At 32.2% G+C, this 22,836-nt stretch carries 21 protein-coding genes; 4 read left to right on the top strand and 17 right to left on the bottom strand.

Translation table 11 applies throughout. From position 1 onward, the window contains the following. Window positions 1-14: 14 nt before the first annotated feature. Entirely contained in the window at window positions 15-3,794 is a 3,780-nt protein-coding gene (locus tag OREMA_RS0111830) for a phosphoribosylformylglycinamidine synthase (RefSeq protein ID WP_018249478.1), read from the bottom strand. Between the two features lie 385 nt (window positions 3,795-4,179). On the opposite strand from OREMA_RS0111830, the gene OREMA_RS0111825 reads away from it, so the two are divergent. Further along, on the top strand, window positions 4,180-5,061 hold the full coding sequence (locus OREMA_RS0111825; protein ID WP_018249477.1) for a LysR family transcriptional regulator: 882 nt from the start codon (window positions 4,180-4,182) through the stop codon (window positions 5,059-5,061). A 402-nt stretch (window positions 5,062-5,463) separates the two neighbouring features. Here OREMA_RS0111825 and OREMA_RS0111820 read toward each other — a convergent pair whose 3' ends face one another. The 7 genes from OREMA_RS0111820 to OREMA_RS0111790 all read right to left on the bottom strand — a co-directional run bounded on the left by OREMA_RS0111820 (window position 5,464) and on the right by OREMA_RS0111790 (window position 10,016). Then, window positions 5,464-6,447: an aldo/keto reductase gene (locus tag OREMA_RS0111820; RefSeq protein ID WP_018249476.1), complete on the bottom strand. Its 984-nt coding sequence runs from the start codon at window positions 6,445-6,447 to the stop codon at window positions 5,464-5,466. 24 nt (window positions 6,448-6,471) lie between these two features. Further along, window positions 6,472-7,254, bottom strand: a complete 783-nt coding sequence (locus OREMA_RS0111815; RefSeq protein ID WP_018249475.1) for an EFR1 family ferrodoxin — start codon at window positions 7,252-7,254, stop codon at window positions 6,472-6,474. A gap of 18 nt (window positions 7,255-7,272) precedes the next feature. Beyond that, a complete protein-coding gene (locus OREMA_RS18425; protein ID WP_018249474.1) occupies window positions 7,273-7,953 on the bottom strand; it encodes a flavodoxin family protein in 681 nt (226 codons plus the stop codon). Window positions 7,954-8,094: 141 nt separating this feature from the next. Continuing rightward, window positions 8,095-8,526: a MarR family winged helix-turn-helix transcriptional regulator gene (locus OREMA_RS17730; protein WP_018249473.1), complete on the bottom strand. Its 432-nt coding sequence runs from the start codon at window positions 8,524-8,526 to the stop codon at window positions 8,095-8,097. A 421-nt stretch (window positions 8,527-8,947) separates the two neighbouring features. Further along, window positions 8,948-9,205, bottom strand: a complete 258-nt coding sequence (locus OREMA_RS0111800; protein ID WP_018249472.1) for a hypothetical protein — start codon at window positions 9,203-9,205, stop codon at window positions 8,948-8,950. Window positions 9,206-9,350: 145 nt separating this feature from the next. Beyond that, window positions 9,351-9,611: a stage V sporulation protein S gene (locus tag OREMA_RS0111795; protein WP_018249471.1), complete on the bottom strand. Its 261-nt coding sequence runs from the start codon at window positions 9,609-9,611 to the stop codon at window positions 9,351-9,353. Between the two features lie 210 nt (window positions 9,612-9,821). Continuing rightward, entirely contained in the window at window positions 9,822-10,016 is a 195-nt protein-coding gene (locus OREMA_RS0111790; RefSeq protein ID WP_018249470.1) for a YwbE family protein, read from the bottom strand. A 222-nt stretch (window positions 10,017-10,238) separates the two neighbouring features. On the opposite strand from OREMA_RS0111790, the gene OREMA_RS0111785 reads away from it, so the two are divergent. Then, window positions 10,239-10,940, top strand: coding sequence for a TrmB family transcriptional regulator (locus OREMA_RS0111785; protein WP_018249469.1), 702 nt, complete (start codon window positions 10,239-10,241; stop codon window positions 10,938-10,940). Between the two features lies 1 nt (window position 10,941). Next, a complete protein-coding gene (locus OREMA_RS0111780; protein WP_026188985.1) occupies window positions 10,942-12,180 on the top strand; it encodes a diaminopimelate decarboxylase in 1,239 nt (412 codons plus the stop codon). A gap of 49 nt (window positions 12,181-12,229) precedes the next feature. On the opposite strand, the gene OREMA_RS0111775 is transcribed toward OREMA_RS0111780, so the two are convergent. The 4 genes from OREMA_RS0111775 to OREMA_RS0111760 form a co-directional block, all read right to left on the bottom strand. After that, window positions 12,230-12,571: a DUF3024 domain-containing protein gene (locus tag OREMA_RS0111775; protein ID WP_018249467.1), complete on the bottom strand. Its 342-nt coding sequence runs from the start codon at window positions 12,569-12,571 to the stop codon at window positions 12,230-12,232. 72 nt (window positions 12,572-12,643) lie between these two features. After that, window positions 12,644-12,949 carry an AzlD domain-containing protein gene (locus tag OREMA_RS0111770; RefSeq protein ID WP_018249466.1) on the bottom strand — a complete coding sequence of 102 codons (306 nt, stop codon included), beginning with the start codon at window positions 12,947-12,949 and terminating at the stop codon, window positions 12,644-12,646. Continuing rightward, window positions 12,946-13,665, bottom strand: a complete 720-nt coding sequence (locus OREMA_RS0111765; protein ID WP_018249465.1) for an AzlC family ABC transporter permease — start codon at window positions 13,663-13,665, stop codon at window positions 12,946-12,948. Before OREMA_RS0111765 ends, OREMA_RS0111770 begins: the two co-directional genes overlap by 4 nt. A gap of 123 nt (window positions 13,666-13,788) precedes the next feature. Next, window positions 13,789-15,180, bottom strand: coding sequence for an ISLre2 family transposase (locus OREMA_RS0111760; RefSeq protein ID WP_018248361.1), 1,392 nt, complete (start codon window positions 15,178-15,180; stop codon window positions 13,789-13,791). Window positions 15,181-15,434: 254 nt separating this feature from the next. Here OREMA_RS0111760 and OREMA_RS0111755 point away from each other — a divergent pair, with 254 nt between their 5' ends. After that, a complete protein-coding gene (locus OREMA_RS0111755) occupies window positions 15,435-16,247 on the top strand; it encodes a hypothetical protein (protein WP_018249464.1) in 813 nt (270 codons plus the stop codon). Between the two features lie 537 nt (window positions 16,248-16,784). On the opposite strand, the gene purH is transcribed toward OREMA_RS0111755, so the two are convergent. The 5 genes from purH to purC all read right to left on the bottom strand — a co-directional run bounded on the left by purH (window position 16,785) and on the right by purC (window position 22,810). After that, window positions 16,785-18,353, bottom strand: coding sequence for a bifunctional phosphoribosylaminoimidazolecarboxamide formyltransferase/IMP cyclohydrolase (gene purH, locus OREMA_RS0111745; protein ID WP_018249463.1), 1,569 nt, complete (start codon window positions 18,351-18,353; stop codon window positions 16,785-16,787). Between the two features lie 255 nt (window positions 18,354-18,608). Beyond that, entirely contained in the window at window positions 18,609-19,217 is a 609-nt protein-coding gene (purN, locus tag OREMA_RS0111740) for a phosphoribosylglycinamide formyltransferase (RefSeq protein WP_018249462.1), read from the bottom strand. Between the two features lie 95 nt (window positions 19,218-19,312). Further along, window positions 19,313-20,350, bottom strand: a complete 1,038-nt coding sequence (gene purM / locus OREMA_RS0111735; RefSeq protein WP_018249461.1) for a phosphoribosylformylglycinamidine cyclo-ligase — start codon at window positions 20,348-20,350, stop codon at window positions 19,313-19,315. A 199-nt stretch (window positions 20,351-20,549) separates the two neighbouring features. Further along, the gene (gene purF / locus OREMA_RS0111730) at window positions 20,550-21,980 is read right to left on the bottom strand and encodes an amidophosphoribosyltransferase (protein WP_018249460.1); all 1,431 of its coding nucleotides are present in this window, start codon (window positions 21,978-21,980) and stop codon (window positions 20,550-20,552) included. 113 nt (window positions 21,981-22,093) lie between these two features. Next, window positions 22,094-22,810 carry a phosphoribosylaminoimidazolesuccinocarboxamide synthase gene (gene purC, locus OREMA_RS0111725; RefSeq protein ID WP_018249459.1) on the bottom strand — a complete coding sequence of 239 codons (717 nt, stop codon included), beginning with the start codon at window positions 22,808-22,810 and terminating at the stop codon, window positions 22,094-22,096. Window positions 22,811-22,836: the final 26 nt, after the last annotated feature.

Raw genomic sequence — 22,836 nt, 5'->3', positions numbered from 1 at the left:
TTCAATTTCACTATTTACTTTTTAAAATACTCTACTCCTGCTTTAAATAACATCTGATCTTTCTTAGCAATTATATTCTTCGATACATTAGTACCGATCCGTTCTGAGTGTCCCATCTTACCTAGAACACGACCATCAGGGCTGGTAATACCTTCAATGGCATAAACTGAACCGTTAGGGTTGAAGGCTATATCTGAGCTTGGCTTACCAGCAAAATCTACATATTGGGTAGCTACCTGTCCATTAGCAAATAACTCTTTTACAACCTCTTTACTTGCTACAAAGCGTCCTTCCCCATGGGATACAGGAATTGAGTGTGTATCTCCTACCTCTACATTAGCAAACCATGGTGATTTATTTGATACTATTTTGGTATTAGTCATACAGGATACATGGCGACCGATTGTATTATAAGTCAGTGTCGGTGCCTCTTCTATCAATTCTCGTATCTCTCCATAAGGCACTAATCCTAGCTTAATTAAAGCTTGGAAACCATTACAGATCCCTAGCATTAATCCATCTCTATTATTTAATAGATTCATGACTGCTTCTTTAATCTTAGGATTTCTAAAGACTGTTGCTATAAATTTACCTGAACCTTCAGGCTCATCTCCAGCACTAAAGCCTCCTACTAATGATACTATTTGAGAACTATTGATTGCTTCTGCCATAGCATCTATTGACTCTTCTATCTGCTGAGGCTTTAAGTTCTTAAATACTAAGGTCTCTACCTCTGCTCCTGCTTGTTCAAATTGTTTTGCTGTATCATACTCACAGTTTGTTCCTGGGAAGACCGGGATTAATACCTTAGGCTTAGCTACCTTAACCTTCGGTTTATAAACCTCTTTAGCATTGTATGGCGTAAATTCATAATCTTTAGTCTCTTCTTCTGTTTTAGTTCGATATACCTTCTCTAAAGGAGCTTCCCAAGCAGTTATAGCTTCATCAATAGCTAAATCTAGACCATTAACTTTGATAGTTTCTTCTACACTTGTTACTCCTAAAACTTCATACTCTACTTTTCCAAATAACTCTGCTAAATCTCCTCCCGCTTTTACTTCTAAGATAATTGCTCCATAATCTGGACTAAATAGTTTATCTTCTTTAATTTTATCTTGGAAAGTAACACCTATCTTATTACCAAAGCTCATCTTCGTTACCGCTTCTGCAATACCACCTAAGGTTATCGCTTGGGCTGCTAAGATTTTATCTTCTTTAATTAAATTTGTTATTGTATTATATGCTTCTATTAATTTATCAAAATCAGGCATTTCAGCTTCATCTTTGGCTACTGGTATATAAACTACCTTACTATCAGCATTTTTAAACTCTGGTGAGATAACATTGTTAACATCTACTGTATCTACTGCAAAAGATACTAAGGTAGGTGGTACATCAATATCATTAAAGCTTCCTGACATACTATCCTTACCACCAATAGCTGGCAAAGCAAATCTCTTCTGTGCATGATAAGCACCTAATAATGCACTAAAAGGTTTACCCCATTTAGCATAATCATTATTTAATCTTTCAAAGTACTCTTGGAAGGTAAATCTTATCTTATCATAGCTTCCACCTGTAGCTACTACCTTTGCCACCGATTCAATTACTGCATATAATGCTCCATGGAAAGGACTCCAAGTCGATAATTTTGAATTATAACCGTGGCTCATAATAGTTCCTGTACTTGTATCACCCTTTAACATAGGAATCTTCGCTACCATACTTTGAGTAGGTGTTAATTGATACTTTCCTCCAAAGGGCATTAAGACAGTTCCTGCTCCAATTGAGCTATCGAACTTCTCTACCAATCCCTTTTGGCTACATACATTGATATCTGATAGATTATCTAGCCATTTTGATTTTAAACCTTTATCTGCTGTTAATCTAGTTTTAGCTGCTGTTTCAAAGTAGTTTTCTTCCTCTTGAGGATTCTTAACTACTACTTTAGTGCTTTGAGTAGCACCATTAGTATCTAAGAAGTCTCTACTGATATTGACTATATCCTTACCTTGCCAGTTCATGATTAATCTTCTATGACCTTTGACCTCTGCTACAACTGTTGCTTCTAAGTTCTCTGTCTCTGATAACTCGATAAATTCCTCTACATTCTCTTGATCTACTACTACAGCCATCCGTTCTTGAGATTCAGAGATAGCTAATTCAGTTCCATCTAATCCTGCATATTTTTTAGGTACAGCATCTAGATTAATCTCTAAAGCATCTGCTAGTTCACCGATTGCTACTGATACTCCACCAGCACCAAAGTCATTGCAGACCTTAATCATCTTACTTACCTTAGGATTTCTAAATAATCTCTGTATCTTTCTTTCTGTAGGTGGGTTACCTTTCTGTACTTCTGCTCCGCACTCTTCAATTGATTCTTCTGTATGGGCTTTTGATGAACCTGTTGCACCACCACAACCATCACGACCAGTCTGTCCACCTAACAAGATAATGATATCTCCTGGCTCTGCACTTCCTCTAACTACATTCTCTTTAGGCGCTGCTGCCACTACTGCACCTATCTCCATATGCTTAGCTAGATATCTTTCATCATAAATCTCCTGTACCATCCCTGTCGCTAATCCGATCTGATTTCCATAAGAGCTATAACCATGAGATGCTTCTTGAGCTATCTTCTTTTGTGGTAATTTACCTGGGATTGTATCTTCTATTGAAGTTCTTGGATCTCCACTTCCTGTAATTCTCATAGCTTGATAAACATAAGAACGACCTGATAATGGATCACGAATAGCTCCACCTAAGCAGGTTGCTGCTCCACCAAAAGGCTCAATCTCTGTAGGATGGTTATGGGTTTCATTTTTGAACATTACTAACCATTCCTCTTCTTCTCCATCTACATCTACAGGAACTATAATACTAGCTGCATTAACCTCCTCAGATATCTCTAAGTCTTCTAGCTTACCATCTTTTCTTAGCTCTTTCATCCCCATTAAGGCAATATCCATCAAACAGATATCTTTATCTTTACCTTGATATACTCTTTCTCTTCCTGCCAAATACTCTGCATAAGCCTCAGCAATTGGCTTAGTATATTTTCCCTCTTCTATCTCTACACCTTCTATCTTAGTTAAGAAGGTTGTATGGCGACAGTGGTCAGACCAATAGGTATCTAATAATCTTATCTCTGTAATTGTAGGATTTCTCTTCTCTGTATCTCTAAAGTAGTTCTGAGTATGAAGTAAATCCTCTTTACTCATAGCTAGTCCTAATTCTACTAATAAATCCTCTATACCTGCTTCATCGGCTTCAATAAACCCTTCAATAGTCTCTACTTCTGTTGGCACTTCATATTTCATCTCTAGAGTTTCTGGCTTTGCTAAATCTGCCTCTCTTGAATCTACAGGGTTGATATAATACTCTTTAATCTTCTCTACCTCTTCTGCTGTTAAATCTCCCTTTAAGACAATTAATCTTGCCGCTCTAACAATCGGCTTTTCATCGTTATTTAATATCTGTATACACTGCTCTGCTGAATCTGCTCTCTGGTCATATTGTCCTGGTAAATACTCTACTCCAAAAGTAGTTTCTGATTCAGATAACTCTAATTCTTCTTCTGCTAAATTATCTACTGTTGGCTCTGATAAGATTGTGTTACAGGCTTGCTGATAAGCTTCTTCTGATATCTTAGAGATATCATATCTATTGACGATTCTAACATCCTCTAAATTCTCTAGCTGTAAGCTCTCCTTAAAATCAGCTAATAATTGCTTAGCTTCTACATTATACCCTTCTTTCTTCTCGACATAGACTCTTCTGATTTGTGGCATGATGGAGCCTCCCTTTATATTTTAAGTTCAAAACCTTTTGGAACCACGAATAGTCACGAATACACACGAATAAAACCATTAAAATATTTTATAAAAGATATAAATCAAAATCTTTTTTGACACAGATTAAACTCTGATTAAAATCCGATTTAAAATCTTAATTTATTTAATTTTTATATTCTAGTCTGTGTAACTCTATGCTAATAAATCCTTTTGAATTTAAGTTTTTAATGTTCTTTAATTCGTGAAGATTCGTGTACCTTCGTGGTTAAGCTTTCTTTTTGTTTTTAATTGTAAATTATCAATTGTACATTATCATTATAACCTGTTATAATTAAGTAGTAAAATTAATAATTCTAATAATATTAATTAGAGGTGCTTATAAATGAAGATTAACTATGAATTATATAAAGTGTTTTATTATGTAGCAAAACATCTTAGTTTTTCAAAGGCTGCTGATGAACTATTCATATCCCAATCTGCTGTCAGCCAAAGTATTAAATCTTTAGAGAAAGAATTGAGTACATCTTTATTCATCAGAAGTACAAAAAAGGTCAGCCTTAGTAAAGAAGGTGAGATTTTATTAAAGCATATTGAACCTGCTCTTAACTTAATTAAAAATGGTGAGCGAAATATCCAAGAGATTAATTCTTTTGAAAAGGGAGAAATACATATCGGTGCTAATGATACTATTTCTAAAGATTTTTTATTACCTTATTTACAGAGATTTCATCAACTTTATCCTCAAATTCATATTCAAATTACTAATAGAACCTCTAGCACTTGTGTAGAACTATTAAAACAAGGGGCTGTTGATTTAATAATTACTAATCTCCCTAATAATAAGATTACAGATTTTATGGAGGTTACTGAGATTTTCACTTTTAAAGATATCTTTATCAGCGGATATGATTTCAAACAGCTTAAAGGACAAGACATTGAACTTAAAGACTTAGCTGATTATCCTATTCTAATGTTAGAAAAGAAGACAACTACTAGAAGATTTTTTGATGAATTAATGGATAAATTTGAAGTTGAGATTACTCCAGAGGTAGAGTTAGGAAGCATTGACCTTTTGATTGAAATGGCAAAGATAGGACTGGGAATCTCCTTTGTTCCTGATTATTGTATTGATAAAACTAATAAAGAATTATTTCAATTAGATATAAAAGAAGAACTGCCAAAGCGAAAGTTGGCAGTTGTAACTAATAAGAATATTCCCTTTTCTATTGCAAGTAAGAAGTTTATGGAATTAATGCTTAGCTAATTAAATGCTAGCAACTATCTAATTCCACCATAAACGGCATAATTATAATATTTCCAAATTACATCTACATCTTTAAATCCAGTCTCCTGAAGCCAGATCAAATGAATCTAAAGTGAAACTTAATGGGTATAAAGCGACACTTTTAGGTGCTAGGTGATAGGTCATAGGAGTTAGTAATATCTTTCTATGTCCTAGCTCCTAACGCCTAACTCCGAAACTGTCGCTTTATCTTTCTATAACCTTACATTTGAATTTTATTCTAAATTCTCACACCTATAAACTTTAATAGCTGTAACTAATATCAACACTTCACCTTTAATTTAAATTCATTAAACATATTTATTCCTCCTAGCTTATTTTTAGTGATATAATTCTATTTTTAGTTGCTATAATAAAACAAATTTACTCCTCTACCCCTAACATTCCCGATTCTGTATAACGCTCACCTTTAATACCATCAGATAAAATAGTTGCAATCTCTTCTAATTCTTCAGCACTAAATTCAACATCAACTGCTTTTATGTTTTCTATTAAGTATTTAACTCGTTTTGTACCAAGAATAGGTATAATATCTTCACCTCTTGATAGAACCCATGCCAATGAGAGCTGTGCTGGCATAATTTCTTTTCGTGTTGCTATATTTATCAGCTTTCTTACAACTTTCTTATTATGTTCAAAATTTTCACCTTGCAAACGAGGTAACAGTCTTCTAAAATCTCCTTCTTGCTTCAATACATCTTGATTTAACTTTCCAGTTAGCAATCCCCGACTTAATGGACTATATCCAACAAAACCTATACCTAATTCTCTTAAAGTGGGTAGTATCTCTTTTTCAATATGCCTTGTTGCCATTGAATACTCTGATTGCACAGCAGTTAACGGATGAACACTATGAGCACGCCTAATAGTATCCGATGAAGATTCTGAAATACCAATATATCTTACTTTACCTTCCTTAACTAAATCTGCCATTGCACCAATAGTCTCTTCAATAGGAGTATCATTATCCATTCTGTGTAGGTAATATAAATCAATCACCTCACGCCCTAATCTCTTTAGACTAGCCTCAGCAGCTTGCTTGACATATTCTGCTTTACCATTGATTGTACGCTCATATGCTCCAGGTTTTCTTACAATTCCAAATTTAGTAGCTACAAAAGCTTCACCACTCCATTCCTTTAAAATCTTACCTATTAATTCTTCATTATGTCCATTACCATACATATCAGCAGTATCCAAAAAATCAACTCCAGATTCAAGTGCTGTTAAAATAGTATTACGAGAGTCTTCATAAGTACTTTTTCCATAAAATTCGCTCATCCCCATACAACCTAATCCAATTGCTGAGACCTGCGGACCATTTTTTCCTAATCTTCTTTTTTTCATCTTTTCAAACCCCTTTCAATAATTTTATTTAATTATTTCAGCTAAACTAACCGCTGGATGATGATACCTACTCTTATTAAGAGTATTACTTCCTAAATTTATAGCACTTTGTGGACACCAATGAAAACATGCTAAGCATGCCTCGCAATTAGTACCCCATTCTACTCCTTGCTCTTTTAAAGTAATGTTCTCTGTTGGACATACCTTCTTACAGATACCACACATTGTGCACCCTTCTGTCGTCCAAAAATGATTCTGAGGTTTATAAATTTTATAAACAGCTACTTTATAAATTAATCCTTTAATGCTATGCTTTAAAGAAAAATCCCCCTCAATAATCCCACTTTTCTTTTCTTGAATATCTCTTACCATTTCATCTATAATTATTTTAGAATTATTAAGTCTTAATATTTGTTCCTCTCTAGGATTTGTATTATCTTGAATTACTACTGAATTACCTGGCATAACAAGGGTATATCCCAAATCTAGGTTCTGGTCTTTCTCTTTTAGTAGCTTATCAATAGTAGCAAGAGTACAACCAGGCTCCTTGTTATTAGTTGCAATAGAGAATATATATGGCTTACTATTAAAACTTAGTTTTTTTATAAACTCTCTTACTATCTTGGGAGCGTCTAAACAATATACAGGAAATATTATACCAACTATCTCACTATCAATATCATAGCTCTCGTTTTTAACTACCTCTGTGATTGATATAAGCTCACAATTTTCTAATTTCTTTGCTATCGCTTTACTAACAGCCAAGGAATTTCCAGTAGCTGAAAAATAGAATATACTCTTTTTCATCTTATCCTCCTCCTAATTTTAAATTATTCCTTTATTCTTCCAGATTTCTAATACACCTTTGTATTCATCTCTTCTTTTTAAAAATCTAGGCTTCCAAATCAACGGTATTAATATTACCTTTGTAAAAAGAAACTCAAAAAGACTCCTTCTTTTTCTTCTTTTAGCTATCTGATAAAATTTTTCTATCTTCTTTTCTAATTTTAAAATAAATTTTTGATTAGTAAAGGGGGCTTCATTAAATTTTACTCTCTTTAAAATACTCCCTCCTCTTATTGCACCAGAAACAAGGAAAAATTTCTTAACTGAACTTAGTGCTTTATTCCCCTCAGCTATTTCATATGTAGCAACTGAAAAACCATACTTATTATAAAGTGATTGTTCTACAATAAAGTGACCCCGATCCCAAAAAGATTTTAACCGCCCTGTTACATAACTACCAAAGGTTGAACTCCCCATAATAATCCCATCAGCTCTTTTAATTTTATCTGCTAATTTCTCAATCTCATCAGAGATTATAGAGCATTTACCAGTCCTATAGCAAACTCTACATCCAGTACAATACTCAATCTGATAATCAATTAAATCATAATAATTGACCTCTAAGTCATTTTTTTGAGTTAAAATCACAGAAATTTTCCCCAATATCTTTGCTGTTACACCATCTTTTCTAGTACTTCCATTTACAATAGCTATCTTCATTATCTATCTCTCCTCCAAGATAAATTATTTCTTCTAGTTTTATCACCTTGTATTTAGTTAATTAACTTAACTAACTTTATAATTAAAAATATATAAGTTAAACTTATGTAACCTATATATTTTAAATACAAATACTTCAACCTATCTACTTCCTCCTAAAATAATCTTCTCAGAAAGTTCAATAAAATTATCTACCTCATCTTCACTAAGGGAATTCATTACATGATCAACAAAGTTTAGATAACCCTGCTGATATGCCCCAGCAATCTTCTTTCCTTCTTCAGTGAGGTGAATAAAATAAACACGTCTATCTTCAACTGATCGACTCTTATATACAATATCTTGAGATATTAACTTATTAACAATAGCTGTTACTGCTGGTTTACTTAGATTTAATGCTTCAGCCAATTCAGTATATGTGGGATTTTTGAGCTTATCTATCACATTGATATACTCAAAAAACTTTAAAGAAAGATCTCCACCCTTTGTTCCTTTGAACTCATTTTGTTTAAATTTCATTAGTATAGTTGCTAAGCCTTCTGTTACTTTTAATATTTTATTTCCTTTATCCATAACTTTAATTAAAACTCCTTTTGAAATATAGTTAATTTATTTAACTAATTATATTGTAATAGATAGCATCCCATCTGTCAATGATAACAGTGAAAAAGTAAAGATTAAATTAAGTAAAGTCTCAGTCTATATTATTAAAATAATATTTAAAAAGACTAACCCCTAAAATATGATTGACCCTAAAAATTAATATTTACTTTGGTTCAACAACGAACTTTGTGATTACAAATAATAATAAGTTTAAATTATTATCTAGCTACGGGTTTTAACCCGTAGCCTATGCAGAATCCATGGTACCACCACAGGTTAAAACCTGTGGCGGATTAATCACGAAAAGTCTGTAAGACTTGAAGGAAAAGGGTAATAATAGATTTTTACAAAAATCGAGAAAGACCTTTACTTTCTATAATTATTCAATTACTTAAATATAGGAATTTAAAATATAGACTAATAAGATAGCACCACCTACTGTAATAATCATATTCTGCTTCTTTATAATCAAAATACTAGCAAAAAACCCTCCTAAAATCGCTGTTAAAATCGACTCTGTTGAATATAATATCTTAGGAAATAAGAGTGCTCCCATTAGAGAGGCAAAAATGATAATAATGATTATTCTCCAATTTCCAATAAAACCATTTAAAGCTGGGATCCAATAAATAATCGAGCTAATAAACATTGCTAACCCTGCTACTACCGCTATCTTTAACGAGTTGATAATAGTATGGATAAAAAAATAATGATAATGACAATAAAAAGTAAACTAAAAGGACTCGGGATTTCCCGAGTCCTTTACTAATATATAATTATTATTAGTTTATAACTCACTTATGCTCTATAATTAACTTAATAGCTGTTCTTTCTACTCCATCAATTTTAAGATCTATAAAAGCTGGTATACAAATAAGGTCGATTCCACTGGGAGCCATATATCCTCTAGCAATTGCAATAGCTTTAACTCCTTGATTTACAGCACCTGCTCCAATAGCCTGTAACTCAACTCGACTACTATCTCTTAAAACACCAGCAAGTGCACCTGCAACTTTATTAGGGCTTGATGTTGATGCTACTTTCAATATTTCCATATTAGTACCCCCTTGTATTTGTTTAACTATATATATATTATATTAGTCAAAATTTGTAAAAGACCTTTATTTGCTAAATTTATTTTTATTTTTCTTAAGCATTTAATAATCTAAAGATAAAAAAGAAGTATAATATTTTATATTATACTTCTTTAATAAGTTTAAATATTAGATTTTATCTTATCGAAATTACTAATAATTCAAAAATTTCTACTTATGAATAACTTGTACTCTACCAACTTTACCATTTTCAAGGCGTACCTTGATTCCATGGGGATGAGTAGCAGAGTTAGTCAGAATATCTTTGACGATACCCTCTGTTAGTTTACCTGAACGTTGATCTTTCTTTAGTACAATTGAAACCTTTAGTCCTGCTTTAATATCTTTGCGATTCTTTCCATTCATTAGATTCCCTCCTTAATATCTTATCTTTAGTATATCTAGTAAGAAGCCTTATATCAAAGGGAAATTAATTTATTCAAAATCATACCGCCTCAAAACTAACTCTATCTAATATCTTCTAAAAGAAATTTATATTGACATAATTCAACAAATATTATATAGTGTTCTTATAAAGAACCACTAAAATATAATTGCTATCTGATTTAGTAGTTAGGAGGTTTTTTAATGGATATACAAAAATTACTTACATATTTTAATCTTACAAGGCAAGAAGCAACTATCTATATAACATTAGCTATCAATGGTGCTATGACAGGCTATGAGGTGGCTAAAGAGACAGGAATCTCACGTTCCAATGTATATACCAACCTAGCCAGTCTAGTTGAAAAGGGGGCTGCTTATCTAATTGAAGAGAAAGCAAAGAAATATACCCCTGTACCTATTAATGAGTTCTGTAATAATAAAATTAGGCAGATGGAAGAAGTCAAAGTCAAATTAATAAAAAATATGCCTAAGCGCCAGGAAGAGAACAAGGGGTATATCACTATAAAAGGAAAAAGAAATATCTTAAACAAAATCAAAAATATGCTAAATGAGGCTGAAGAACGTATCTATATATCGACATCTAACGAGCTAATGAAAACAATACTTCCTTATCTAAAAGATGCACTGTCAAAAAAACTTAAAGTTGTGTTAATAACCGAAGGCCCATTTAGCCTTCCTGATGCAATAGTTTATACTGCAAAAAGAGAAGAATCTCAAATAAGACTTATTGTTGATTCAACTAAGGTGCTGACAGGAGAAATTTCAAATAAATCTAACTCTACCTGTTTATATTCAAGAAAACAGAACCTAGTAAATTTATTCAAAGAATCATTAAAAAATGAAATTAAACTTATAACATTAACTGAAGGGAATGAAAAATAAGATGAAAAAACCATTTGTAAATTTAGAACAATTAAAAGAAATAACCCAAAAACACCCTACTCCTTTTCATTTATATGATGAACAAGGTATTAGAGAAAATGCACGTAAACTTAATGAAGCTTTTGCTTGGAATGAAGGATTTAAAGAGTATTTTGCTGTAAAAGCTACACCTAACCCTACAATTTTAAAGATACTACAAGAAGAAGGGTGTGGAGTAGACTGTTCTTCATTAACTGAGCTTATGATGTCTGAAAAGGTTGGCTTTAATGGTGAGGATATTATGTTCTCATCAAATGTTACACCTAAAGAGGATTTTGAATTAGCCAGTCAATTAAATGCTATTATAAATCTTGATGATATCACTCATATTGAATTTCTAGAAGAAGTTGCAGGTATTCCAGAAATAATTAGTTGTCGTTTCAATCCAGGAAATAACTTTGATAGCGATAATGATATTATGGACAACCCTGCAGAAGCCAAATATGGATTTACTTATGAACAATTAGTAGAAGGGTTTAATACTCTACAAGAAAAAGGAGCTAAACACTTTGGTATTCATGCATTTTTAGCAAGTAATACAGTTGCTAATGAATACTATCCTGCTCTTGCTAAAATTCTATTCGAAACTGCTGTTGAATTAAGCAAAGAAACTGGTGCTCATATCTCATTTATTAATCTATCTGGTGGGGTTGGCATCCCTTATCATCCTGATGAAGAAGCAGCTGATATTATGGCTATTGGCGAAGGAGTGCGTAAAGCCTATGAAGAGATACTTGTTCCAGCAGGAATGGATGATGTAGCTATCTATACTGAATTAGGTAGATTTATGTTAGGTCCTTATGGTCATCTTGTTACTACTGCTATTCATGAAAAGAATATCCACAAAGATTATATTGGATTAGACGCTTGTGCAGCAAACTTAATGCGTCCTGCTATGTATGGTGCTTATCACCATATTACAGTAATGGGTAAAGAGAATCAGCCTCATAATCATAAATATGATGTAACTGGTGGATTATGTGAGAATAATGATAAATTTGCAATAGATCGTATGCTACCAAAAGTGGATAAAGGTGATTTAGTAGTAATCCATGATACTGGTGCCCATGGTTTTGCAATGGGATACAACTATAATGGAAAGCTGCGCTCTGCTGAAGTCTTATTAAAAGAAGATAGTTCAACACAACTAATTCGTCGAGCAGAAACACCAGCTGATTACTTTGCAACATTAGATATATAAATTTAAATTACCGATAAGAAAAGAAGACTCTTTAAAGAGTCTTCTTTTCTTATCCCCAAAATATGCAGATCGGATCTTCTTCAACTTCATCTAGCAAAACTTGAAAATCAGAATTAGCTTCTATCTCCTCATATTTATACCATCTACCAGTATGTCTCCACCAATACAAAGACCATTTATTATCCTCAGGATTATATCTAAATTGAGCAATCTTCATTTTTACCCATTCATCACTCTTGAAGGATGGTCTTTCTTCAAATAATGTTACATTATTCCCCCTGATTCCATAGCCCAATTTAATCTGATCTCTCACATGGACTGGAATACGATTATCACAATACTCTCCCAATATCTTCCCTACTCTTTTTCTCATTAATTCATTTAATGCCATTATAATCTCCCTTCTAATATCATTTTATTTAATAAGTCCAACTATAAAATTATAACTTGATTAGCCACCTACTTAAATATAAAAATTTAAAATATAAACTAAGAAGATTGTACCAGCAACCACAACAATCATATTCTGCTGCTTAAGAATTAAAATACTAGCAAATATCCCACCTAATAAAGCTGTAAAAATAGATGGAGTAGAATATAATATCTCAGGAAATAATAATGCTCCCAAGGCTGAATATGGAATATATTCTAGAAAAGAACGAATAAATCTTGATGGCTCTTTGCCTTTATATACTAACACTGGAACAAGCCTAGATAAATAAGTTACTAATCCAGTAAGTATAATCATTAACAGTGCTTTATTAGTCATCTCTCTTCACCCACTGGTAAAAAGATTGCACCTAATAATGATGCTATAATAATAGTAATAATTATTCTCCAATTCCCAATAAGATTATTCAAATTTGGAATCCAATAAATAGTTGAACTGATAACCATTGCTAATACAGACACTATTGCTACCTTTAGCGACTTAATAATAGCGGAAATCAATAATCCTAAAAACATAATATAAATTGCAATTCCAATACTACTTATAATAGAGGCTGGTAATATATCTGCTAATAACACCCCCATTAAAGTTCCAACAACCCAACCACTATAGAAAATAATTTGTGCACCAAAGGTATATGATGTTCCTAACTTTTCTTTAGTCATAGAGATAACAAAAACTTCATCGGTAATCCCAAAAGCTAAGAAAGGTTTCTCTTTATTAGATAGCCTACCTTTTAATTTATCAGCAAAACAAAAAGACATCAATAAATATCTGGCATTAATCATAAAGGTGGTTAAGACTATATTTCCAATCCCAATTCCTTGGGCTAACATATTAACTCCAATAAATTGGGTGGCACCAGTAAAATTTGTCAATGACATAAAGACCGCTAAAAAAGCAGATAATCCTGTTGCTTTAGCAATTAATCCAAAAGTAAATGAAATTGGGAAATACCCCATAAAGACTGGTATTCCAGCTCTAATTCCATCCTTAAATTCTTGCCTATTATCTAAATAAATACCTTGCTCCATCTTCTACCCCCTCATTGAATATCTTTACATTATATAACATTATTATTATTTATTCCAACTTTAATTACCTTGTGATAGTGTCAAGTTTCTGTAGGTAAAAGTTTAAAACTCCTCTTTTGATAATTAAAGCAATGACTTTACTGCTTTAAACAGTCTAGTTCTTACTCCTTTATTTATACTTGGGATATTATTGCTTGGTTCAGCAAATTTCTTTTTCAAATTATTTTTCACTACTTTTGATTCTATTTCCACTATTTTTTCTTCTTTTTGCTCTTTTCTTGCTTTCTCTAGAATAATTTCTTTTAATTCGTATTCTGTTCCTCCATTAAATTTAAAAGACCTTAATCTTGCCATCTGATCTACTCCTACTTCAGACCAACCCATTGGTCTTGAACTTAATCTATCTGATAATATATGACTAACATGACCTTCAGCACTACAACCAATAGCATTTTCATCTTTATAATAGTTTACTATTCCAGCCCAGTTATTATAAATATAGCTTCTACTTTGTCTTATCGCTTTCTTCTTAGATTCCTTTTCAGCTTGAGATATCAATTCACTAAATATCTCTTTTATCTGTACTTTATCTAAATTATTTATTCCTTGCCAAAGATCAAATCTAAGCTTTTGGGCATGTCCTGTAGCCTTTAAAACATACTTATTTAAATGATATCTATCTAGTATCTGCTTACTTTTAGGCAACCACTTTAAACCCTCTTTAATCCAAAGTGCCCCATCTCCTGCAATATAAATCTGCTTTATGCTATCAAAGTCGTAATTATCCTCTATATAGTCCATAATTTCTAGCCACAAGTCTTCCGACTTGTTATACATACCTGAAAAGGAATAACTGTTCTTTAACTTATTTCTACCATTTTCTTTAATAATTCCTTCATGAACATAAACTAATCTTGGTACAGCATTCTTCCCGTTTTGCAAAGAAACATGGTCTTCATCAGCTTCTATATATAAATAATCAATCTTTCTTTTTGCTTTCGGATTACTTAATTTATCGTTTTCTATTTTACCTAATTTTCTTATTTTATTCATAACTGTTTGACCTGTTATAGTTAAATTATTCACTACTTCCTCTCCTACTTTGGCGTAAGATTTATCAATTGATAAATCTACTATCTTTGCTTCTAAGCCAGTATCTATCCTTTGATACTTATCTATACCTAATTTTTTATCTGCTAAATGTTCATACTCTTTATTGAACTTAGATTTATAATACCTTCTCTCAAATTCAACTTCACCAAACTCTGTTATCAATTTTCTCTTCTTTTTTCTTACTATCTTCCAATTCTTTTTACGCTCAGGACTTTCCTTAATTACTTCATCTATTACTTCTATAATATACTTACACAACTCTTTACCTAATTCATCAAAGTCTTTTCTTAGAGTATTTATAAAGTCTGAAATATCTTCTTTATCACTCAATAGAATATTTTTTAAAAATTCTTCTGAATTATCCTTAATTTTTTCTCCAAACTGCTGTATAATTGTATCCATAGGGACTCCTCCTTGATGTGTTTTGATTAGGTACTTAACACTTTATCAAAAGAGGAGTCCTTTTTCTAATTTTTTGATTAAATTTACCTACACTTATTTTACACTAAGTTACCTTGTTATTTCTTCTAAGCACTTGATTTTATTGTTAAATAATAACACAAATAAATTATATTGCTTAATATTCCAATTGTTATTTACAGATAAAGTATTATACTGTATAATATATACATAAGACTATAAGGAGGTTTTATTCAATGTTTAAAACTAGAAGTTCTATTGCTTTAATGTTGGTTTTGGTTTTGATGTTGGCTGTCAATATTGTTAATGCACAAGAAGTAAAGGTCGGGAATGGGAAAGATGCAAAGATAGAGGAAGATTCAAATCCAATTGATTTCTATTATGCAAAGATTAATCTTCTTTCTGAGCAGGGAATTTCAAAGACTTATAATATTTCAGGTTATATTGGAGTTAAAAACAATAGCTTTCCTACTAAAGTAACGATACATTATACCTATGATATTTATGGTAATTCTATTTGGAAAGATGTCGATGCTAAATATATGGGAGTAGCACCTGATGGTAACCATATCTGGCACTTTGAAACCCCTAAAATCACTAGAGATTATTACCCTTACTTTAATTGTGATTGTCAATTTGCTATTAAATATGAAAGTAATGGACAAGTATATTGGGATAATAATCATCAACAGAATTATTTAATTAAAAACACAAATGTTCCAGGTGTTAATAACATTCCTATATTGCTTAAAAGAAGTAGAGTTATTTTAGATAAGGTACGCAGAGAGAACAATACAATAGTTGGAAGTGTAGCTTTAAAAAATCTTGATTATTCTAAAGATATTAGAATAGTGTATACGCTAGATAATTGGCAAACAAGCAATACGGTATCAGCCAATTATAATATAAGTTATGATAATAATATAGAAAATTGGAAGTTTATAATTAATAATATTCCAAACGATACAAAAGTTAAGTATTATATAGATTATAAAGTTAACGGAATCCACTACTATGATAATAATTTTGGTGCAAATTATAAAATATAATAAAAAATATCCTTCAATATAAATTAATATATTTTAAATATAAAAGGCTATCAGTTAACTGATAGCCTTTTTCAATCTATCAATGAAATAATTAACAATCTGATTAGAACAATAACTTAACAATAAATCCAATATTTAACTTGACATAAACAGTAAAAAAGATTATAATATTGATAATAATAATCATTACTATAAGATTATAAGTTTATAAGGAGGTAATAACAATGAATGCGAATTACACTTATTTTGCAACCGCTCTATTCTTAATGAATAGAAGAAATAATGATAATGACAACGGAAAATAATTAAAAGGACTCGGGGATTCCCGAGTCCTTTCTTATAGTATAGTCTAATAAAATTGAGTGATAAATTACTTTTCTCCTATCAATCTTTGTGTTTTCAGGGCATAGGTTAATTTCATAGGACTAAATAACAAAATTCATTAAAATATCTTTAGCAAAACTTTATATTAACTTAACTTAGCATATTCTTTAGTACAATCAAAAAGATCTTTTTCATCTCTAATCTGACTATATTCTAATGTTTAAAATGTCTTCTACCTGTAAATACCATCGCAATTCCATGCTGATTACAAGCTTCGATTACTTTTTCATCTCTGATAGAACCACCTGGTTGAATTACAGCTTTGATTCCCTTCTTAGCAGCTTCTTCGATAGCATCTGGGAATGGGAAGAAAGCATCTGAGGCTACTACTCCACCCTCTTGGCGTCCATCAGCTTTACGTCCAGCGATAATCATGGAGTCAACACGGCTCATTTGACCAGCACCTACACCTACTACCATCTCATCCTTTGCCATTACAATAGCATTAGATTTAACATGTTTAACTACCTTCCAAGCAAATAATAAGTCCTTCAACTGCTCTTCTGTTGGCTTAACCTCAGTTACTACTTCTAACTCATCTTCAGTAGTTTCAACTACATCTCTATCTTGAACTAGCATTCCACCAGTTACCTTCTTCATATCGTAACCAGGATTCTCACGATTGATAAATAGGTCTCCTGTCTCTAAAATTCTTAAATTCTTCCATCTTGCTTTAAGAATTTTTAATGCATCTTCAGTATAGGAAGGAGCAATTACAACCTCGACAAATTTCCCTTCGCCTGTAATCTCTTTAGCTACATCTTCTGTTACCTTACGATTAAGTGCAACAATACTACCATAAGCAGACAATGGATCTCCAGCATAACCTTTTTCATAAGCTTCTAATAAGGTCTCTCCAACTCCCATACCACAAGGGTTAGCATGCTTAATTACTGCTACAGCAGGCTTATCACTAAACTCCTTTACTAACTCTAAAGCTCCATTAGTATCATTAATATTATTAAAAGATAATTCTTTACCATGATACTGCTTAGCAGTAGTAATTGAAGGTTCAGTAATCTCTTTTTCTTTATAAAAAGCAGCTTTTTGGTGAGGGTTCTCTCCATATCTTAAATCAGAAATCTTTTCATATCGATCAAGCATAGCCTCTGGCAAAGAATCATCACTTTTTAACTGTTTAGCTAAATAATCTTGGATTAAATGATCATATTGTGCTGTATGATGAAAAGCCTTATAAGATAACTCCATCTTCTTATTAACAGCTAAAGAAGCATCGTTTGCCTCTAACTCTTCTAAAATACCACTATAATCTCTTGGATCAACAACTACTGCTACATCATTGTAGTTCTTAGCAGCAGAACGAATCATAGTTGGGCCGCCAATATCGATATTCTCTATAGCTTCCTCTAAAGTAACATCTCCCTTAGCAATAGTCTCAGCAAAAGGATATAAGTTACATACAATTAAATCAATTGGCTTAATACCTTCAGCTTTAATCTGTTTCATATGCTCATCATTATCTCTAACTGCTAAAATACCACCATGTACCGCTGGATGTAAGGTCTTAACTCTACCATCCATCATTTCTGGAAAATTAGTCACCTCACTAATTCCTACTACAGGTAAACCCTCTTCTTTCAACTTCCTAGCAGTTCCACCAGTAGAAATTAAAGTTACACCTAACTTATTTAATCCTTTAGCAAACTCAACAATACCCTCTTTGTTAGAAACACTTAACAATGCTTGACGAATCTTAGCCATTAATTCCCACTCCCCCTTATATTAATTGACAATTGATAATATACAATTTTATAATGCTAAACATTTACTTCTATACTCTATCTGTTTAATCCTTTACTGAGCTAAAATAATTATTGCCCTAAAAATTCTTTGAACTCTCCATGATGGAAAAATATCCAGTCTAATTTTTCCTATCTTCTCAATTCTCAATTCTCAATTCTCAATTCTCAATTCTCAATTCTCAATTCTCAATTATTAATTATTAATTATTAATTATTAATTATTAATTATTAGAACCTTCCCATCCTTAACTTCTATTCTGCCTTCACTAAATAACTTAATTGCTTTAGGATAAATTCTATGCTCTTCTTCTAAAATTCTTTTGGATAAAGTCTCTTCTGTATCATCATCCATAACCGGAACTGTTGCTTGCAATATAATTGGACCTGTATCCATCCCTTCATCAGCAAAATGAACAGTACACCCAGCTACCTTCACTCCATAATCTAAAGCTTGCTTTTGAGCATGTAATCCTGTAAATGATGGTAATAAAGATGGATGAATATTCATTACTCTATTTCGATAATGCTTTACAAAATATGGGCTCAATATTCTCATAAAGCCAGCCATTACTACTAAATCTACTTTATTCTCTTCTAAAAGATCTATCATTGCCTGCTCAAAATCTGATTTATTTTCATAAGCTTTAGGATTAATGTACTTATTAGCAATATCACACTTATCTGCTCTAAGCAAGGCCTTGGCTCCTTCTTTATCACTAATAACTACTTTAATCTCAGCCTTCAATTCTCCTACTTCTATACTATCAATAATCGACTGCAAATTACTTCCCCGTCCAGAAGCTAATACTCCAATCTTTAACATCTATTCCACCTCACACTCTAAATTAGCAATTTACAGTGTACAATGTACAATTAAACCCCTAAGTTCTTAAAACAAATGAACTTAATTGTCAATTATCAATTGTCAATTGTAAATTCAACTTTTTGATCTCCTTCTTGAACCTCACCAATTAAATAGGCTTTCTCACCTAAATGATTAGCCTCTTTAATTACAGCATCTGCTTCTTTAGCTGGTACTATTAAGACCATCCCAATTCCCATATTAAAGGTACGGCACATCTCATTCTCTTCTATCTTTCCTAACTTCTGCATAATATTAAATATTTCTGGTACATCCCAGCTATCTTTATCTAAGACAACTTTAGTATTATCAGGTAAAACTCTAGGGATATTCTCGATTAATCCCCCACCAGTAATATGAGCAATACCTTTAACTTGATATTTATTGATTAACTCTAAAACAGGCTTCACATAAATCCTAGTAGGTGTTAATAATTCTTCACCTAAAGTACTCTCCAAACCTTCTAACTTACTCTCAACATCAAAATCTTCTAGATCAAAAAATAGTTTCCGGACTAGAGAATAACCATTACTATGAATACCATTAGAAGCCAAGCCAATCACTTTATCTCCAGTTTTAATATTTTCTCCTGTAATAACCTTAGACTTATCAACGATTCCAACTACAAAACCACCTGCATCATACTCGCCTTCACTATAAAAATCTGGCATTTCAGCAGTCTCTCCACCGATTAGAGCGGCACCTGACTGCTTACATCCTTCGGCAATTCCCTTAACAATAGCTTCAACTTTATCAGGATTTAATTTACCAGTAGCTAAATAATCTAAGAAAAATAATGGTTTAGCACCTTGAGCTAAAATATCATTAACACACATTGCTACCAAATCTATTCCTATACTATCATGCTTATCCATCATAAATGCTAACTTTAGTTTAGTACCGACACCATCAGTTCCTGATACCAATACAGGCTCCTCATAACCACTTAAATTTGGTGCAAACATACCACCAAACCCACCTAAATCAGTTAATACTTCTGGACCAAAGGTAGCCTTAACATGCTTGCCCATCTTACTTACTGCAGACTCTCCAGCCTCTATATCTACTCCAGCATCTTTATAAGATAACCCCATCTTATTCACCCACCTTTTATAATATAAAATCTATATACAAACTTATTTTCGCTTCCCTCTTAAGATTAAGAGAGGTTTGGGGCGTTGTGATGTTTTAAAAGCTCAAACTCTCCCCTACACCATCTCTTTATCTAAAGCAAAGGGGATAATATCTTAAACTCTTTACTATTCACTTTTCACCCGTTACTATTCACTGCCCTTATCTATTCTCTATAGCTAATTTATCTGTACCTTTTCCAATAGGATAGTTTCCATCAAAACAAGCTGTACAGAAACCATAACCATTAGCTTGAATAGAATCTAATAACCCCTCTTTACTTAAATAAGTTAAAGAATCGGCACCAATATAATCAGCAATCTCCTCTACACTCTTTTGTGTAGCTATCAATTCTTTCCTTCTTGATGTATCTAAACCATAATAACAAGAATCAATTACAGGTGGTGAAGATATAGCCAAATGTACCTCTTTAGCACCTGCTTCTCTCACCATTCTAATAATTCTTTTACTTGTGGTCCCTCTTACGATAGAGTCATCAATTAAAACTATTTTCTTACCCTTAATTATATCTCTAATAGGATTAAGCTTAATCCTTACCTTTAAATCTCTAATTTCTTGTGTAGGTTGAATAAAGGTTCTTCCTACATATCTATTTCTCAATATTCCTTTTTGATATGGTAGTCCTGATTCTTGTGCAAAACCTAAAGCTGCTGAAATTCCCGAGCTAGGCACGGGAACTACCATATCAGCCTCAACATCCATCTCTCTAGCTAATTGTCTTCCTAATTCTTGACGAGCCAGATGAACATTCTGCCCACCTATTACACTATCGGGACGAGCAAAGTAAATAAACTCAAAAATACAGAAATTATAAGGCTTACGTTCACTATAATAAGAGCTCTTAATTCCTTCTTCATTAATAATTAACATCTCACCAGGCTCAATTTCTCTAATTAATGTAGCACCAATAATATCTAAAGCACAACTTTCTGAAGCAACAATATAACTATCCCCTAATTTCCCTAGGGATAAAGGCCTAAAACCATGGGGATCTCTAGCAGCTATTAAACTATCTTTAGTCATAGCTACTATGCTGAAAGCACCCTTGATCTGCTGTAAGCTATGAGTAAAAGCTTCTATAATATTATCCTTAAAAGAACGTGCCACTAAATGAGCTAAAACTTCGGTATCAAGAGTTGAATGAAAAATTGATCCTTGCCGTTCAAGATTCAATCTCATTTCAGCACCATTAATGAGGTTACCATTATGAGCTATAGCCAAATCACCTTTAATAGAGTTAGTCAAAATTGGTTGAGCATTAGCTAATAAGCTTGACCCTGTTGTAGAATAGCGAACATGACCAATCCCTATCTTACCATCTAAACTCTTTAATTTATCTTCATCAAATACATTAGTTACTAATCCCATTCCTTTGTGTAAATTAAATTGACCGTCATTATTCACACAAATTCCTGCACTTTCCTGCCCCCTATGCTGTAAAGCATGGAGTCCTAAATAAGTTAAGTTGGCTACATTATATTTTTTAGTAGAAGAGTAAACTCCAAAAACTCCACACTCTTCTTCCATCTTATCTAGTTTAATTCTTTCTTGGAGTGGATATTCTCTTACCATCTTTTCATCTCCTTTTAAGTTCAGCAAGTAGTAACTAGTGACAAGTAATTAATTGAAAAAATTTAATAATTATTATCAAACTTCATTACTGCTTACTCATCACCTACTAATCATTACCCGTTACTGTCTTTAAGTCTTCTTAAAATTTCTTGATAAGCTCCTTCTACCTCTCCTAAATCTCTACGAAAACGATCCTTATCTAATTTCTTTTTAGTTTTACTATCCCAAAATCGACAAGTATCAGGTGAGATCTCATCCCCTAAATAAATCTTTCCATCTGTACCTTTACCGAACTCTAATTTAAAATCAACTAAATCTATGCCCTTATCGGCTAAAAATTCTGCTAATATTTCATTAATTTTAAAAGCTAAGTCTTTAATTGTATCTAACTCTTCTTTTGTAGCCAATTCTTCTGCATAAATGTGATACTCATTAATCATTGGATCGCCCAATTCATCATCTTTATAATAGAACTCAAGTACTGGCTGCTTTAACTTGCTTCCTTCTTCTAATCCTAATCTTTTCGCCAAGCTTCCAGCAGCAATATTTCTCATAACTACTTCTACTAAAATAATATCTAATTTCTTAGTTAAAACATCTGTATCATTAAGCTGTTCTACTAAGTGGGTTGGAATCCCTTTATCCTCTAATAATTCAAAAAATATAGTAGAAATCTTAGCATTCAATTTACCCTTTTCACTGATTTGCCCTTTCTTCTCACCATTAAAAGCTGTCGCATCATCTTTATATTCAACTATTACTTTAGTATCATCTTCAGTTGTATATATCTTCTTAGCTTTACCTTCATAAATCATAGCTAACTTTTCCATAATATAAGTCCCCCCTAAAAATATTT

This window comes from Orenia marismortui DSM 5156, from assembly GCF_000379025.1.
Lineage (GTDB): Bacteria > Bacillota > Halanaerobiia > Halobacteroidales > Halobacteroidaceae > Orenia > Orenia marismortui.
The sequence above is the reverse complement of the archived record's forward strand: the minus strand, read 5'-3'. Positions and strand labels throughout refer to the sequence as shown.